The sequence below is a fragment of the Streptomyces sp. NPDC058239 genome (assembly GCF_042882185.1).
Lineage (GTDB): Bacteria > Actinomycetota > Actinomycetes > Streptomycetales > Streptomycetaceae > Streptomyces.
Genome location: NZ_JBHVWS010000012.1, coordinates 159,201 through 175,127, shown reverse-complemented (window position 1 = coordinate 175,127; position 15,927 = coordinate 159,201). Strand labels below are relative to the sequence as shown.

15 protein-coding genes are annotated in these 15,927 nt (G+C 68.6%); 9 read left to right on the top strand and 6 right to left on the bottom strand.

Annotated elements, in window-relative coordinates; all coding sequences use genetic code 11:
* The coding region (locus ACFVYE_RS16795; protein WP_389606068.1) for a hypothetical protein at window positions 1-1,920 on the top strand (1,920 nt) is incomplete at its 5' end.
* Complete coding sequence (locus ACFVYE_RS16790; protein WP_383968545.1) at window positions 1,917-2,783, top strand: immunity 49 family protein; 867 nt, start codon at window positions 1,917-1,919, stop codon at window positions 2,781-2,783. The genes ACFVYE_RS16795 and ACFVYE_RS16790, both read left to right, overlap by 4 nt.
* Window positions 2,784-2,847: 64 nt before the next feature.
* Here the strand turns inward: ACFVYE_RS16790 and ACFVYE_RS16785 are convergent, their stop codons facing one another.
* A complete protein-coding gene (locus tag ACFVYE_RS16785) occupies window positions 2,848-3,165 on the bottom strand; it encodes a hypothetical protein (RefSeq protein WP_383968613.1) in 318 nt (105 codons plus the stop codon).
* 182 nt (window positions 3,166-3,347) lie between these two features.
* Between ACFVYE_RS16785 and ACFVYE_RS16780 the strand changes: the two genes are divergently transcribed.
* Window positions 3,348-4,145, top strand: coding sequence for a helix-turn-helix domain-containing protein (locus ACFVYE_RS16780; RefSeq protein ID WP_383968542.1), 798 nt, complete (start codon window positions 3,348-3,350; stop codon window positions 4,143-4,145).
* Window positions 4,138-4,359, top strand: coding sequence for a DUF397 domain-containing protein (locus ACFVYE_RS16775; RefSeq protein ID WP_383968539.1), 222 nt, complete (start codon window positions 4,138-4,140; stop codon window positions 4,357-4,359). The genes ACFVYE_RS16780 and ACFVYE_RS16775 overlap by 8 nt, the downstream gene beginning before the upstream one ends.
* A gap of 79 nt (window positions 4,360-4,438) precedes the next feature.
* On the opposite strand, the gene ACFVYE_RS16770 is transcribed toward ACFVYE_RS16775, so the two are convergent.
* Together ACFVYE_RS16770 and ACFVYE_RS16765 are read right to left on the bottom strand one after the other, a co-directional pair.
* Window positions 4,439-5,536, bottom strand: a complete 1,098-nt coding sequence (locus ACFVYE_RS16770) for a CU044_5270 family protein (RefSeq protein ID WP_383968536.1) — start codon at window positions 5,534-5,536, stop codon at window positions 4,439-4,441.
* Window positions 5,533-6,252 (bottom strand): RNA polymerase sigma factor, encoded by a 720-nt coding sequence (locus ACFVYE_RS16765; protein WP_383968533.1) that lies wholly within the window; start codon window positions 6,250-6,252, stop codon window positions 5,533-5,535. The genes ACFVYE_RS16770 and ACFVYE_RS16765 overlap by 4 nt, the downstream gene beginning before the upstream one ends.
* A gap of 143 nt (window positions 6,253-6,395) precedes the next feature.
* Between ACFVYE_RS16765 and ACFVYE_RS16760 the strand changes: the two genes are divergently transcribed.
* The 5 genes from ACFVYE_RS16760 (at window position 6,396) to ACFVYE_RS16740 (ending at window position 11,867) form a co-directional block, all read left to right on the top strand.
* Window positions 6,396-7,961: a serine protease gene (locus tag ACFVYE_RS16760; protein ID WP_383968530.1), complete on the top strand. Its 1,566-nt coding sequence runs from the start codon at window positions 6,396-6,398 to the stop codon at window positions 7,959-7,961.
* Window positions 7,962-8,166: 205 nt separating this feature from the next.
* Entirely contained in the window at window positions 8,167-8,586 is a 420-nt protein-coding gene (locus tag ACFVYE_RS16755) for a peptidase inhibitor family I36 protein (protein ID WP_389606064.1), read from the top strand.
* A gap of 201 nt (window positions 8,587-8,787) precedes the next feature.
* The gene (locus ACFVYE_RS16750; RefSeq protein ID WP_383977510.1) at window positions 8,788-9,945 is read left to right on the top strand and encodes an acyl-CoA dehydrogenase family protein; all 1,158 of its coding nucleotides are present in this window, start codon (window positions 8,788-8,790) and stop codon (window positions 9,943-9,945) included.
* Window positions 9,946-9,964: 19 nt separating this feature from the next.
* A complete protein-coding gene (locus ACFVYE_RS16745; RefSeq protein ID WP_383977512.1) occupies window positions 9,965-10,840 on the top strand; it encodes an acyl-CoA thioesterase in 876 nt (291 codons plus the stop codon).
* A gap of 55 nt (window positions 10,841-10,895) precedes the next feature.
* On the top strand, window positions 10,896-11,867 hold the full coding sequence (locus ACFVYE_RS16740; protein ID WP_383977515.1) for a cation diffusion facilitator family transporter: 972 nt from the start codon (window positions 10,896-10,898) through the stop codon (window positions 11,865-11,867).
* 40 nt (window positions 11,868-11,907) lie between these two features.
* Here the strand turns inward: ACFVYE_RS16740 and ACFVYE_RS16735 are convergent, their stop codons facing one another.
* The 3 genes from ACFVYE_RS16735 to ACFVYE_RS16725 all read right to left on the bottom strand — a co-directional run bounded on the left by ACFVYE_RS16735 (window position 11,908) and on the right by ACFVYE_RS16725 (window position 15,841).
* Window positions 11,908-12,687 carry a phosphatase gene (locus ACFVYE_RS16735; protein ID WP_327275113.1) on the bottom strand — a complete coding sequence of 260 codons (780 nt, stop codon included), beginning with the start codon at window positions 12,685-12,687 and terminating at the stop codon, window positions 11,908-11,910.
* A 99-nt stretch (window positions 12,688-12,786) separates the two neighbouring features.
* Complete coding sequence (locus ACFVYE_RS16730; protein WP_383977519.1) at window positions 12,787-14,292, bottom strand: DUF6056 family protein; 1,506 nt, start codon at window positions 14,290-14,292, stop codon at window positions 12,787-12,789.
* Between the two features lie 64 nt (window positions 14,293-14,356).
* On the bottom strand, window positions 14,357-15,841 hold the full coding sequence (locus tag ACFVYE_RS16725) for a glycosyltransferase (protein ID WP_383977521.1): 1,485 nt from the start codon (window positions 15,839-15,841) through the stop codon (window positions 14,357-14,359).
* Window positions 15,842-15,927 lie beyond the last annotated feature (86 nt).

Here is a 15,927-nt window from a genome sequence, read left to right as displayed (position 1 = left end):
GGCAAAGCGCTGGTGGCCTGGGACCAATGGGGCAACAACCCCTCCAGAGCCGCAGGCGCGGTCACCTTCAACGTCCTGACCACCGTCTTCACCGGTGGCACCGGCGGCGCGGCAGCAGGCGCGGGCAAGGCCGGCATGGCAGCCAAGGCCCTGTCCCTCGCAGGCAAGGCAGGCCGGATCGTCGACCCCATGACCTACGTCTTCAAGGGTGCGGGCGCGGGACTGTCGAAGATCAGCGACGTGATGGCCGGACTCAAGGGCATGGGCCGCGTCGAGTTCCCACCACTCCCCGACAACGTCATCACCCTGCCCGAGGGCACGATCAGACTCCCCGACGGCACGATCAACCTCCCCCAGGGCGCGACGATCCCGGACGGAGCAGTCACACTCCCCAACGGCACCGTCAAACTCCCGGACGGAGCTGTGGCACTGCCGGAAGGCACGATCAAGTCACCCTTCGACGAGGGCGCCCCGTACATGGACCGCGACGGCAACCTCTACAACGACGACGGCAGCATCGCCCAGCACGCCGACCAGGCGGGCAAAAACCCCCGCGTGGAAACCCCGGCTCCGGTGCGCGAACCGGCCCTGGTCGGCGCGGGCGTCCACGCGGGCGAAAACGCAGACAATGCCATCCGCAACGGCGACAGGCTCGGCAACGATCTGGGCAACATCGGCCGGGCGGGGGACGACGTCCCGGGCGGCGGACCCGCTGGAAATGCAGGCAACCGGCTACCGGGCAGCGGAGCCAACCACATTCCCGGCGGCGGTGTCGGCGACAACATGCCCAGCAACAACCTGCACAACAGCGCGCCCAGCCACAACTTGGGCGACAACGTGCCCGCCAGTCACACCGAGACGCCGGGCACAGGCGCCGCACCCGGCCACGACCTGCCCGCCGGCTCCACAGCTGACAACAGCCTGCCTGGCGGCCCCGGCCGCTCCGAGCCCCCGAGCACCGGCGGCGTCGGTGACGGTACGATCCCGCCGCAGCGACCGCGCGTGCCACGCCCCAGTTTCATGCACGAAGGCGCCAACCCCTACGGCCCTCGTGGCTCGCTCACGCTGGAGCAGATCGAGGACATCCAGGTCTACCGCGCCAATGAAGAACCGGGCTACTTCGAGCGCTATTACAAAGGCAACGGCACGCGTATACGAGTGGAGAGGCACGACGCAAGCGGGTTCACTCCGCCCCAGCTCACCCGGCTGTCGGAGAACGACCCGTGGATTCGCGCCAAGGATGCACCCGCACCTCCTGAGCCCCATTTCCTCGACGCGGAATACATCCGAGTGGGCACGGATACACTCACAAACCCCGCCAGGGGCGAGATCCTTAACGAGGCCGCAAAGAAACGCTTTTTCGCCATCCAGTGGGACAACCTGGTCGAGAAATGGAAGGCGGAGACAGGCAGGGTCCACGAAGCCCAGGACACGCTCGAATCCGGCGGGCTCTGGGCAGAGGCAAGAGGGGCGTACAAGGAGTCCCACACTCAGATGGGAGACGCCGCAGAAGCGCTCGGCGAAAAAGCGGCCGAGTACCACTACGTCGCCGAGCATCATCCGGGCTTCACAAAGGAGACCCTCCTCGGCCCGAAGAGCGGCAATGACCAATTTGATCAGGTGTGGACGCACGAGGACGGCCGAGTTGTCGTCATCGAGGCCAAGAGCAGTCCGGGAACGGAACTCGGAAGGCGTACCCTGCGGGGTGGTAGGCAAGTGTCTCAGGGAAGCCAGGAATACTTCGTCGACATCATTCGAGTCATGAGAAAGCGAGGAGAATTCGAGGTCGTGGAAGCCCTGGAGAAGGCGCTGACAGACGGTAAATTGGAATATGTCCTCGTCAAGGGCGAGAAGAACGCAGGGACATACACTGGACTCCAGTACCGACGGTTCGACATCAGCAAGGGGACTCTTCCGTGACCGCAGTTATTGCCCGACATGACATGCCGGGAGGACCCGATGCCGAGCGGTTCGCGGAGCGGCTGGATGAGCACCTGGCCAAGGGCATCGACCGTCTTGAAGAGTCGACAGAGGTGATCAACTCCACATTCGACGCTGCCGTCTTGGCGTTGCACGCTCACTGTGTCATCGATCCGCGAGCGGCGAACGCAGAGACGTGGGAGGCGACGGTCAACGCGATGCAACTGGGCTCGGCATTTTTCGCCGCGACCGGTGCGAGCGAAGGGTCCGTCGAGTGCCGTATCAATCGGAAGTTGCGGACCGTTCCGGCAGCCGTGGGTCCGCGGTCGTCCGCCGACGCGGGGAACTGGTTGACGGCCTTCTGGCTGGCGGTCATCTGCCGTGAGCAGCAGCGCATGACCCAACTGTGTGAGATCCCGCTGGAGCGCCTGCGTTCTCCGGAAGGGCAGTACGACGAGTACATCTACCACTGGGTCGACACCCTGCAGACGTACTGGCTGCGACGGCCTGGGCTGGTGGAAAAACTCACCGCCGCGCTCCAGATGTCGGACCCCTCAGTGGCACGGATCACGCCACTGGACATGCTCCAAGGCCAGCTCTATCCGCCGATCAACCTCTTCTATCACTTCGTCACCAAAGATGAGCAGGGTTTCAGCCCAGCCCTGGTGGAAGCGTTGAAGTTGCACCAGGCGTACTGGACCTTGAACGAAGAACGGAAGACCGACATCGACGGCAGCATCGCCCTCGGCCCACTGGCCATCGCCTGCCTCGCCTACGACGGCAAACTCCCCATCGACGTCGAGTCCGAATACCTGCCCAAACACCTCCTCCAGCACTCATGGCTGGGCGAATTCCCCACCTGAGACCGAACAGGGACGTGCGGACGGTGTCACAAGGTTCGCTTTCGGCACTGTTGAGGCCGCCGGCTCAGGCCTCCGTCGCAACGTTCCCGCACGAGGGCACGGGGATCCTGGCCCCTCGGCTCTCCGCGATCCGGTGGACGTCGCGCAACGCCTCGGCCATCCGGGCCGCGAGGAACCGGAGTTGCGCGTTGGTGACCCGCTGATCCGCCAGCATGTCGGCGGCGTGGTCGAGAAGCTCCACGGACATGGAGAGCTGCACCGCCTCCATGTCGTCGGCGAGCCGGGAGATGTACCCGGTCCCGTCCGAGTCGACGTAACAGGGCTTGCCCTCCGGACTGACCCACGGCAGCAGTCGCGGAGTGCCGTACCGGCCGCCGTTCATGCCGGCACCGCCGACCACAACACCCGCCACCGGGTCACGCATCGCATCATGTCGCCAACTCCGTTGTCTTGAGCGAGGATCGCGTGACGGTACGCAGCGATCCACTCACAGAGTGAGACGGTCCGGACTAGGCTCGCCAGGGGGTTCCAGGTGACAGGCCCTTTGGCGCACGGGAGTTGACCATGAGTAATACCTATGGCGATTGGTTGAAGGCACAGCGGGAAGCGGCCGGACTGACGCAGCAGGAGCTGGCCGACGCGGCGATCATGACGCGCTCGCACATCTCACACATCGAGGCGGGGCGCCGCATCCCGTCGGAGGAGGACGCCCGACGCCTGGACAAAGCCCTCAATACAGGGAACGTACTGAGCAGTTTCCTGCCGGGCAAGAATGACGGCACGATCGCCGACTTCTTCGAGCCCGCGCGCCAGCTCGAACAGCAGGCCGCGATGATCAGGGAGTTCGCTCTGAACTTCGTGCCCGGCATCCTTCAGACGGAGAGGTACGCTCGCGCGGTGCTCGGCCCGGCGTTCCCGCCCAAGAGCGACGAAGAGCGTGACAAGCACGTCGTCACACGCCTGGAACGAGCCAAGATCCTGAATGATCCGGTGACGCCCGTAGTTTGGGCGTTGCTTGACGAGGCGGTGCTGCATCGCCCCGTAGGCGGGCCGGACGTCATGGCGGAGCAGCTCATGTACATCGTCCGGCTGGCCGAGACCGAGCGAATCCGTGTGCACGTGCTGCCCTTCGCGCTGGGCTTTCACCCGCTCATGGAGAGCATGCTCACCCTGATGTGGTTCGAGGACCAACCGCCCGTGGCGTACAGCGAGGCCCTACGCATGGGGAAGGTGCATGACTCTCCGTCCGTGGTGAGGCAGTTGCAGAGCCGCTACGATCTCGCTTTGAGCGACGCCCTGCCGCTGAAGGAGTCACAAGCCCTGCTAAGGGCGACAGTGAAGGAATACGCACACCATGACTGACCGCACCGTCCTGGACGCATCGACGCTCAGCGGCTGGCGCAAGTCGTCGCACAGCGGAAGCGAATCCGGCAGCTGTGTCGAGGTGTTGGACGGTCACCCCTCCGGCGTCCCCGTACGCGACTCCAAGGCTCCGCACGGCCCCGCCCTCGTCTTCCCGGCAGCCGGCTGGTCAGCCTTCGTCGACGCGGTCAAGGACGACAACTTCCCCGCCTGAACGTCCCGTCCCCGGCCCACAGCAAAGGCGTACCGGGGACGGGGCTGTTCGGGCCGCGCGAGTGTGCGGGGCTGCCGTGTTACGCCGTCGTCGGAGCGGGAGTCTCACCGGTACGGTCGACCGCGGCTCGGGTGAGGACCGCGGAGGTGCCGACAACGGTTCCGGCCGGGCCGGCGTCGCCGGATTCGGTGAGGACCGTGCGCTCGCCGAGGAACGCGTACGTGGTCCGGTCGAAGATCCACTGCGTCTGCTGCCCGCGTGCCGTACGGGCGACGGCGACGCCCTCGCGTCCTGCGACGTCGGTGGCCGCATCGATCACCATGACTCCGGGGATCTTCGCGGCGGCCCTGTAGAGCGCGGCGCCGACCTGCGGGGGCGCCCAGGTCTCGGCCAGCAGGTCGCCGATCGCGGTGAATGCCCGCTGGTCCGGGTCCTGGCCCTGCCCGTGGGTCTCGTCCCGGATCAGCTTCAGCAGGGCGTCCGGGTCGGTGGGCAGCGACGCGACGTACTCGTGCGTCGGGTCGCTGATCGACGCGGCCTTCTTGTGTGCGGTGCGGGGCCGGGGTGCCGCCCCTCGGCCGTCGAGGTCGTAGACCGGTGCGTCGCCGCCGAGCGAGGAGTCGGACTCGCCCTCCTCGCGCAGCAGGCCGGGGCGGCTGCCGTCGGCGGACAGCCACACCTGCCGCGTGTGCGCGGGAGGCATGGTCACCTCGCCGCCCCCGGCGCTCTGCCCGGCGAAGGCGACCTTGCTCTCGATGTACACGAACTGGTCGGCGCGGACCGTCGGTTGCTCCTGCCCGGCGGCGGCGAGTGCGATGCGGTCGAGGAGCTGTGCCGCTTCGGACGTGCCGGGGGTGCGGCCGCCCGGGGCCGCGGTGATGCCGCCGCGCCCCGGCGCGTTCGCGAGGTTCAACACCACGACGCCGCCGACCGCCAGGGCGCAGGCGACAGTGGGCACCATGACCCGGACTAGACGTCGGCGCGGGCGCGAGGCCCGAGGGGCGAGGCCGCCACGCGGTTCGGTGACGGCGGCCTCGCGCAGCAGCGCTTCCTTCAGCAGCAGTTCACGGTCGGGGTCCAGGCCGGGGACCGACGGCGGGGGCAGCAGTGCGGTGAGGCCGGGACCTTCGGTCTCCTCGGACCGGTGGTGCGTACGGCGCCGCGAGGTGAAGTTCATCCGTGGTTCTCCTGGGTCAGCAATGGGGCCACGGGGGTGCGGCCCGGCAGTGGCTTGTCGGGGGTGGTGGCGGTGGTCGCGGCGGGGGCTCTGTTTCCCGCCGCGGGTGGCCGTTCGGTTCCGGCCCGCGTGTCCCGCGTGCGTGTGGCTCGGGTTTCGGCCCGTGTGTCCCGCGCACGTGTGGCGCGGGTTTCGGCCTCGGTGAGCTCGCGCAGTCGGGTACGGGCGCGGGACAGGCGCGACCGGACGGTGCCGATTGCCACGCCGAGCGCCTCGGCCACTGCCGCGTAGTCCAGGCCGGCCCACACCACGAGGGTGAAGACCTCCCGGTCCCGGCGCCGCAGGCGGGCGAGTGCGGCGTGTGCGGCACGCAGTTGTTCGGTGTCCGCGAGGTGTGTGACGAGGTCGTCGGCGAAGTCCGGGATCGAGCCACGTTCCGGGACGCGGGCGAGCGCGGTCTCGCGGCTTCGGCATGTGCGTGCGTTGCGGCGCATGATGTTGGTGGCGATGCCCAGCAGCCACGGGCGCAGACCGTCCCCGTCGGGGTTCAGCTTCTCGCGGCTGCGCCACGCTTCCAGGAAGGTCGACGAGACGACGTCCTCGGCCTCCGCCCAGTTGCCCGTCACCCGCAGGGCATAGCGGTACACCGCTTGGGCGTGCTCGTCGTACAGCTCCCCCAGGGCGTCGCGGTCTCCGCGGCGGAAGCGATTCCTCATGAGTGATTCACACTCTGCTCTGCCGCGCACGTTGCGCCGGTTCCGGTGACGTGCGCCACACGCATGCCCGCCCCGGTGACACGCCCCGCATCCGTGTGACTCAGCTCACGGGAACGCCGACTCCCGGCAGCGCAGTGCAAGTCATGAACAGTTCTTCCGTATCCCGCCGGAGCGCGCTCCGGACACTCGCTCTCGCCGTCGCCCTGGTCGGCAGCACGACGCCCGCGTGGAACACCGCCGCCTTTGCCGCGGAGCCGGCGACGTACACCCTCACGATCAATCACCTCGACCGCACCGGCCACAAGACGGCGGACTACACCACCCACGTCACCGGAGTCTCCGGGCCGGGTGCCGACGAGGCCGTCCAGCCGTACGACGCCTCCGGTACGACCACCGTGCGTCTGCCCAAGGGCCGGTACCTCCTGGACAGCGCCCTGACCACCGGCACGGCGGCAAACGGCACGGACTGGGTCGTCCAGCCGCGCCTCGACCTCGACCACGACACCACCATCACCGTCGACGCGCGGACCACCGCCCCTGTCGACGTGACTCCGCCCGACCGCTCCGCAGGTTTCCAGCACAGCGTGATGTTCGTCCAGGTCAAGCACGACGGCGCGGTCCGGACCGCCAACCTCGTCAACGGCACACCGAACCTGCGCGTCGCGCACCTGGGCCCCGACAGCGAACCCGGATCGGTGAAGCAGTGGTTCGACTCCTACTGGAGCACCGAGACCGCCGGCTACGCGCTCGGCCACACCTTCACCGGCAGCCGCGCCCTGACCGGACTCGTCCGGCACCCCGCCGCGAAGGACCTGGCCACTGTGCAGATCCGCGGCGCGGCGCGGCCGGGCACCGAGGGGCGGGCGACTGTCGACCTGCAGCCCACTGCCGGACCGACCCTCGGCGTCACCCAGGCCCTGCCGACCCCCGCGACCGCCACCTACTTCGTGACGCCTGAACGCGGCACCTGGGACATCACTTACTGGGCCCCCACCGCGCCCGGCGCGGCATCGAACCGCTACAGCGCCAACGGCATCGCCGTACGCGCCGGAAGTACGACCACCCACACCTTCGACAACGCCGTCTTCGGCCCCGACCTCACCGACCGCCCCGGCATCGTGCGCAACGGCGACCGGCTCGCCGTCGATGTCCCGCTGCTCGCCGACGGCGACGGCCACGTGCCGTCGTCACCGTCGTACGACACGGCGTCGACCACTCTGCACCGCAACGGCGTGCGCGTCGGGACGAAGGCCGGCACCCCCGGAAAGGCCGGGTTCACCGTGGAGCCGGGGCGCGCGGCGTACCGGCTCACCAGCACGGTGAAGCGCGGCGGCGCGCCCGGCGTCGCCACGCGGGTGACCACGTCGTGGACCTTCACCTCGGACACGACGAGGGGTCCGGTCCCGGTGCCGGTGAGCGCCGTGCGGTTCTCGCCCGAACTCAGCCCGACCGGCACCGCGCCGGCGAACGAGACGCTCCGTGTCCCGGTCACCGTGCTGGGCGCCGCCGCGAACGGACGCGCACGTTCGGTGGCGGTCTCGGTATCCGTGGACGGCGGCACTTCGTGGACCCGGGTCTCGGTCGAGCGGGGCGCCGTCGAGATCCACAACCCGCGCGCGGGCACCGGTGTCTCTTTGCGCGCCGCACTGACCGACACCGATGGGAACACCCTCACCCAGACCGTCATCGACGCCTACCGCACTCGGTGATCCCGTAAAGCCTGCCCCCATGACGCCGTGGTCCGGGCAGGCGAACGGCGGACGCGCGCGCCGGTGTACACAGGGGTGCCCCGAGCCGTGACGCACGCTTCGGGCGCCCCTCCCTCCGCCCTGGCTTCTGCGGCAACAGCCGTGACACGGTGGTGAACACCGAGAGTGCCCGCTTCATCACACATGGGAATGGAGGGACTTCGCCATGAACCGCATCACCGCGCTCGCCGTCACCTCGATCGCCTTGACCCTGGGGCTCGGCGCCGGACCCGTCGCAGCCACAGCAGCCGAGAACGCCGCCGCCGTGAAGAGCACCAGCGCGAAGGCCGCCGTCGAGGGCGCCAGGGCTTCCTACAGCTGCAGCCCCGGGTACTTCTGTATCTACAGCGACTGGAACGGAGGTGGCACCCGCTGCCAGTGGTCGGACAAGAAGCGGGCGAATACCGCCGACGACTGCTCCTTCATCCAGCGGGGCCAGAACGTCCGCTCCGTGTGGAACGCGACCGGGCACCGCGTTCAGTACTACACCCAGACCAACTACAACGCCCGGGTCGGATCCACCCCTGCGGGAAACGGCGGCAACCTCCAGGGGAGCTACCAGATCCGCTCCTTCAAGCCCCAGTAGGCAACGGAGACAGCGCAAGAGCCCATCCCGGCCCGGGGCCGGGAAGGGCTCTTGCGCGTCCGCGGCCGGACGATCGGCGCGGGCGTGCTGAGCATCACCCTGGACAGCCTCGATGACTGCCGGGTAACTTTTGACCAGAACTGAGCAAGCGCTTAGCCACTCTGGCCGAAACCCGCCCGAAGCTGACCAAGGAGGCACCCCGTGCGCCGTACGGTATTCAACGAGGACCACGAGGCGTTCCGGGAGACCATCCGCGCCTTCATCGAGGCCGAGGTCGCCCCCGTCTACGACGAGTGGTTCGCGGCCGGCCAGGTGCCCCGCGACTTCTACTACAAGCTTGCCGAGCTGGGCATATTCGGCATCGAGGTGCCGGAGGAGTTCGGCGGCGCCGGGGTCGAGTCCTTCAAGTTCGAGGCGATCATCTCCGAGGAGTGCGCCCGCGCGGCCGTCAACTTCGGCGGCTCCGGCGTGCACGTCCTGCTCTGCCTGCCGTACATCAAGGCGTACGCCACCGAGGAGCAGAAGAAGCGCTGGCTGCCGGACTTCGTCACCGGCAAGACGATGTACGCCATCGCCATGACCGAGCCGGGCACCGGTTCCGACCTGGCCGGTATGAAGACCACCGCCAAGCTCTCCGAGGACGGCACGCACTACATCCTCAACGGCGCCAAGACGTTCATCACCGGTGGCGTCCACGCCGACCGTGTGATCGTCTGCGCCCGTACCGCCGCCCCGAAGGAGGACGACCGCCGCTTCGGTATCTCCCTCCTCGTCGTCGACACCAAGGCCGAGGGCTACTCGGTCGGCCGCAAGCTCGACAAGCTGGGCCTGCGCACCTCCGACACCGCCGAGCTGGCGTTCGTCGACGTCAAGGTGCCGGTCGAGGACCTGCTCGGCGAGGAGAACAAGGGCTTCTCCTACCTCGGTCAGAACCTGCCGCAGGAGCGCCTCGGTATCGCCGTCGGCGCGTACTCCCAGGCCAAGGCCGCCGTCCGGTTCGCCCAGAGTTACGTTTCGGAGCGCACCGTCTTCGGCAAGACCGTCGCGTCCTTCCAGAACACCAAGTTCGAGCTGGCCGCCTGCCAGGCCGAGGTGGACGCCGCCGAGGCCGTCTGCGACCGCGCCATCGAGGCCCACGACGCCGGTGAGCTCACCGCCGCCGAAGCCGCCTCCGCGAAGCTCTTCTGCACCGAGGTCGCGCACCGCGTCATCGACCGCTGCCTCCAGTTGCACGGCGGCTACGGCTACATGAACGAGTACCCGATCGCCCGCCTGTACGCGGACAACCGGGTCAACCGCATCTACGGCGGCACCAGCGAGGTCATGAAGTCGATCATCGCCAAGTCCATGGGCCTGTAAGAGCGGTTACGTTCTCTCCATGAGCTCAGCACTTGACTCCCTGCTCGATCTGCTCGACCTGGAGCAGATCGAGCGGGACATCTTCCGGGGTATGAGCCGTTCGGCGGTCGTGCCCCGCGTCTTCGGTGGCCAGGTCGCGGCCCAGGCCCTGGTCGCCGCAGGCCGTACCGTCCCGGCCGCCCGCACCGCCCACTCCCTGCACTCCTACTTCCTGCGGATGGGCGACCCGGGCGCGCCGATCGTCTACAGCGTCGACCGCATCCGGGACGGCCGCTCCTTCACCACCCGCCGGGTCGTCGCCGTCCAGCACGGCCAGCCGATCTTCCATCTCTCGGCGTCCTTCCAGACGTACGAGGAGGGCCTGGAGCACCAGGCGGACATGCCGCCCGCCCCGGACCCGGAGACGCTGCCCACGGCCGCGCAGATGCTGCCCCGGTACGCGGACCGCTTCAGCGATCCGGGTGTCGTGGACCGGCTGATCGAGGCGCGGGCCGCGGTCGACCTGCGGTACGTGGACGCGCCGCCCTTCGGCACGGTCGGCGAACCGCGCGAACCCCGCTCCCAGGTGTGGTTCCGCACCAACGGCAAGCTCGCGGACGACCCGCTGCTGCATGTCTGCATGGCGACGTACGTCTCCGACATGACGTTGCTCGACTCGGTGCTCCTCGCCCATGGACGAGGGGGCTGGGCGGTCGGCGATGTGGTCGGCGCGAGCCTGGACCACGCGATGTGGTTCCACCGTCCCTTCCGGGCCGACGAATGGCTGCTGTACGACCAGGAGTCGCCGTCCGCGTCCGGTGGGCGCGGGCTCGGTCAGGCCCGTATCTACACGCAGGACGGCCGGCTGGCGATCACCGTCATCCAGGAGGGCGTGGTCCGCGTCCCCCGGGACTGACACGTCCCCGGGACTGAACAGGCCACAGCCCGCCAATTCGGACATACTCCCCACCATGAGTGACGAGAAAGCCGGTGGTGGGGAGTCCATGTTCACGGTCGTCGTCGCGGCGGCCGCAAATCTCGGCATCGCCGTGGCGAAGGCCGTCGCCGGACTGATCAGCGGATCGAGCGCGATGCTCTCCGAGGCGGCGCACTCGGTCGCCGACACGGTCACCGAGCTGATGCTGCTCACCGCCCTGAAACGCAGTGAGAAACCCGCCGACGAGGAACACCCGCTGGGCTACGGCCCCGAGCGCTACATCTGGGCGATGCTCGCCTCCGTCGCCACGTTCGTCGGTGGTGCGGTCTTCTCCGTCTACGACGGCATCCACACCCTCGTGACGGGTGAGGAGCTCGGCGATCCGCTCATCTCGTACATCGTGCTCGGCGTGGCCTTCCTGCTGGAGGGCTACTCGTTGCGTACCGGGCTCCGGCAGGTACGCGGCGAGGCCGCGCGGCTGGGTGCGCCCACCGCCCACTACTTCCGCTTCACCCCCGACACCGCGGTGAAGGCCGTGGTGATGGAGGACTCGGCGGCGCTGGCGGGTCTGCTGCTCGCCGCGGGCGGGCTGCTCGGCGGCCAGCTGACCGGCTCCGGGGTCTGGGACGGCATCGCGTCGATCCTGATCGGTGTGCTGCTGGTGTACGTCGCCTGGGTGCTGGGCCGGTCCAACGCCCAGCTGCTGATCGGCCGGCCGGTGCCGCAGGCGATGCGTGCCGGCATCCGTGAGGAACTGCTCACCGTCCCGCACATCATCGACGTACTGGAACTCACCACGCTGATCCAGGGCCCGACCGAGATCCTTGTCGCAGCGAAGATCGACTTCCGGGACGTGTCGAGCGCGGAGCAGATCGAGTGGGCCTGCGACGAGGCGGAGGAGCAGCTGCGGGAGCGGTATCCGTCGATCCGCCGGGTCTATCTGGATCCGACGCCGGGGCTGGGCCGGCAGCGCCGGACAGCCGGTTCGCTTCCGCCCGGCGAATGAGCATCGGGCGCCGGATCGATCGGCGTCGGACGAGTCGGCCTCAGATCAGCCCCGCCGCGTCCAGCAGATAGTCCGTCAGCGGGTCGTAGAAACGCGGGTCCAGCACATGGTCGTCCAGCGGTACGGCCACCTGGAGCGTCCCCTCCGCCTCGCCGAGGAACAGCGCCGGATCGTTGCAGTCCGCGTACCCCACCGCGTCCAGCCCGCGCTGCGCCGCGCACCCCGCCCACCCGTGGTCGGCGACCACCAGGTCCGGCAGCGGCCGGCCCTCCCGCTCCAGACCGTCCAGGATCGCGGCCATCGGGGCGGGCGAGTGCGTGTGCCAGAGCGTCGCGCCGCGCTCCTGCACCGCGACATCCGCGAACTGGAACACCATGCCCTCGTCGGCCACCAGCCCCGAGGGAATCCGTACGATCTCGCATCCGGCCGCCCGCAGCGCCTGAGCGGTCTGCCGGTGCACATCGAGGAGCCCGCCCGGATGCCCGGTCGCGAACAGCACCCGCTCCGCCCCCGCCGCCGCCTTCCGCAGCCGTGCCGCCATCCGCTCCAGGGCGTCGACCGTCAGCTCCGGGTCGATGGTGTCCTGCCCGAACCGGTGCTCCGGGTCGTCGCTGACCCCGCAGCGCTCGGCCATCACGGCCAGCACGTCCTGCTCGTCGCGCCACCGGTCCCCGAGCTCCAGGCCCAGCCAGTAGTGGCGGTCGCCGTTGGCGAGCTTGCGATAGTGGGAGAGGTTGTTGTCGCGGGGTGTGGCGACGTCTCCGGCGATACGCGTACGGACGAGGTGTTCGACGAGGGCGGCACGGCTGGGTATCGGCATGAACCCATTGTGCCGTCAGGTGTGCGCAGTGTGCCGGGTGTCTTGCACGACGGACGGGCCGGCTGCCCGGCGAAACGCACGGACCGGCCCGCCGACCGCTCAGGGAAGCCGGGTCGAGTACGTGACCTTCTTGAGGTGGTAGTACTTGGCGACACACTGTCCCGGCCACACCTTCCGGCCCTTGTCGCCGAACGGTTCCCCCATCCCGCCGACCGACACCGGTGTGTACGGAAGCACTTGGGCGCCGTGCGCCGCCTGAGCCTTCAGCCACCGGTCCTGGCGGTCCCAGCGCTGGGCGCGCACGTCCATCTTCGGTTCCAGCTGGTACAGCGGGACGGCAAGACCGACGCAGGCCGCAACGCACACGGCTCCGGCGGCCACCGACATCAGCGCACTGATCCCCCACCGGCAATCGCGCAGCACCCGTCCCAGCAGGGCGCCGACGGCGACCAGGAGCATCACGTACAGCAGGAGGAAGTCGCCCCAGACGCGGGGCGCTCTCACCACGCTCGCTCCGAAGGCCGGGTAGGTGATGACGATGCAGAGATACCCGGAGACCAGGAAGGCGAGGAATCCGACGAGGACCGCGAGGAGGGGCCTGCGCCGCAGGGGCCCGCCCGGTCCCTGCTCACCACCGCGCACCATCAATCCCAGCAGTACGCCGACGCCGACCGCTCCCAGGTACTGCCAGGTCGTGAAGATCGTCCCCAGGATTTCTTCGAACGCCCGCAGTGCCGCCGTCAGCGCCTCCGGGCCGAACACGGAGGAGGTGTCGGCGCCGAACCGCTCACGCCGGGCGCGTGCGCCGGGCGACACGTACAGGATGACCGCCCCGACCGCGACCCCGGCGAAGGCGACCACGCACCAGATACGCGCATGGGTGCGGCCGGCACCGGGAAGGGCCCAGCAGCTGATCAGCAGGAGAGCGGTGAGCACGACGAGTGCGACGACCGACGTCTCCTCCGACAGGGTGCCGATGAAGACCCCGCCCACGTATGCGATGCCCAGCGCGAAGGCGCGTCCCCACCCGGTCCGTGCGCGCAGCAGAGGGATCACGGCGGCGCAGGCCAGTACCGGTGCGACGGTGTGCGACACGGAGGAGGCGGGCCAGTAGAACGTCTTGTACGTGTTGGACGTCGCGAGAAAGAAGACCGCCGCCATCATCGCCGCCACCAGCAGCGCGAGCCCGCGCGGCCCGGTCAGTCCAGCCCTCTTGAGCGCCGAGGCGGTCAGCAGCCAGAGGATGCCCAGCATGAGCACCCCGCTGACCAGGGCGAACCACCGGTGGCCCGCGACGCCGAAGGACCCGTACGCGACGACCAGCAGCGCGTTGGCCACACGTCCGTTGTCGTGGAAGAAGAACTTCGCGATCATTCCGGAGGCGCCCTCGTCGCGTACGACCGGGAGGAAGCACCAGTCGTCCCCTCCCGGGCGGACCAGACGGCCGATCCAGAAGGCCGCGCCGAGCAGGACGAGCGGCAGCAGGGTGAGGGCCGCCGTCCAGATCGTCGCCCACCACCGTGTGCGGCCCGGCCGGACCTCGGGGTGGAGGGATTCCTCGCTCTCCTGCTGTACGTCAGCAGTCTTCACGGTGTCCGTGCTCATGTGCACTGGTGCCCTTCGTACGTTGCTCGCGTCTTGCGTGCCGAGAGGTTCAGGCGGTGTGGGTTCAAGGTGTGGTGGTGTGCCCGGCACGGCTGCCGGTCAGGCCGGCACGCTGCCGGGCCGGGGCGGCACCGGAGTCGATGGCCCAGCGGGCGAGCAGGAACGAGAAGGGGGTGGCGAGGATTCCCGCGGCCACGGCGGCGATGTTCTTGTCCATGCCCAGCCTGCTGACGCCGAGGTAGAGCAGGGCGCCGGTGAGGACGAGATTGACGATGCTCGACAGGGGATACCGGACGAAGGCGTGCCAGGTCGGCTTCGTACGGCAGGTGATGTACGAGTTGAGAAGGAACGATCCCACGATGCTGACCGCATATCCGACGACATGCGCGGCCAGATAGGGAATCCAGGTGTTCAGCGAGGCGTACACCGCCAGATACACGGCCGTGTTGATGGTTCCGAGCATCGCGAAAATGACGAACTGGCGTACGGTGCGGGACCGGGCGGCCCCGAGCGCGGTCGCCCCGGCGTGCCCCGCCATCGGTCTCTCGACCACGGGTACGGGCGAAGCGGCATGGACCTCGTCCGGCGTATTGGTTGGAATATCGACCGGGAGAACGTTCGGGGATTCGTTCGTTTCGCGCACCACATAGTGCGGACGGCGTTTCGACTCGCTGTAGATGCGTCCCACGTATTCGCCGATGACGCCGAGCGTGGCGAGCTGGATGCCGCCGAGCGCCACGATGGCGGTCAGCAGTGTGGTGTAGCCGGGTACGGCGACACCGTGCAGAACAACGCCGGTGATGATCCACAGGGCGTATCCCAGTGCCGCCAGTGCGAGGGCGAGGCCGGCGTGGATCGCCAGGCGCAGTGGACGGCTGTTGAAGGAGATCAGTCCGTCGATCCCGTAGTTGAGCAGATGCCTGCTGCCCCACTTCGAACTCCCGGCCGCACGCTGGATGTTCCGGTAGGTGAAGCTGACGGTGTCGAAGCCGACCCAGGAGAAGATCCCCTTGGAGAACCGGTTGGTCTCGGGCAGCGCGAGTACGGCGTCCACGGCGGTGCGCGACAGCAGTCTGAAGTCGCCCTCGCCGTCGACGACCTCGACGTCCATGCACCGGCCCATGGCCCGGTAGTAGGCGGCGCTGAGAAAGGTACGCAGGGCACCTTCACCCGTCCGGTCCCGCCTCGCGACGACCTGGTCGTACCCTCGCTGCCGCAACTCCAGCATGCGGGGGAGAAGTTCGGGCGGATGCTGGAGGTCGGCGTCCATGAGCACGACGGCTTCACCGCGGGACATGCGCAGCCCCGCGAGCATGGCGGCCTCCTTGCCGAAATTGCGGCTGAAGGAGGTGTAGCGGACCCGTCCGTCCGCAGTGGCGAGCGAGCCGATCCGGGCCCTGGTCCGGTCGCTGCTGCCGTCGTCGACATAACAGATCTCGAAGGTCCGCCGAGTCGATTCGAGGGCGGAGATCAACGCACGGTGAAATGCCTCGATCACCTCGTCCTCATTGAAACAGGGGACGACGATCGAGACCTGACATGTTTTCATTTAATTTCCCCATCAGGCGTGGGCGAGACAGCTCAAACCATATGCCTGTGGTCACCGCGACACTCCGACCGATGGAGCTCGCCGAG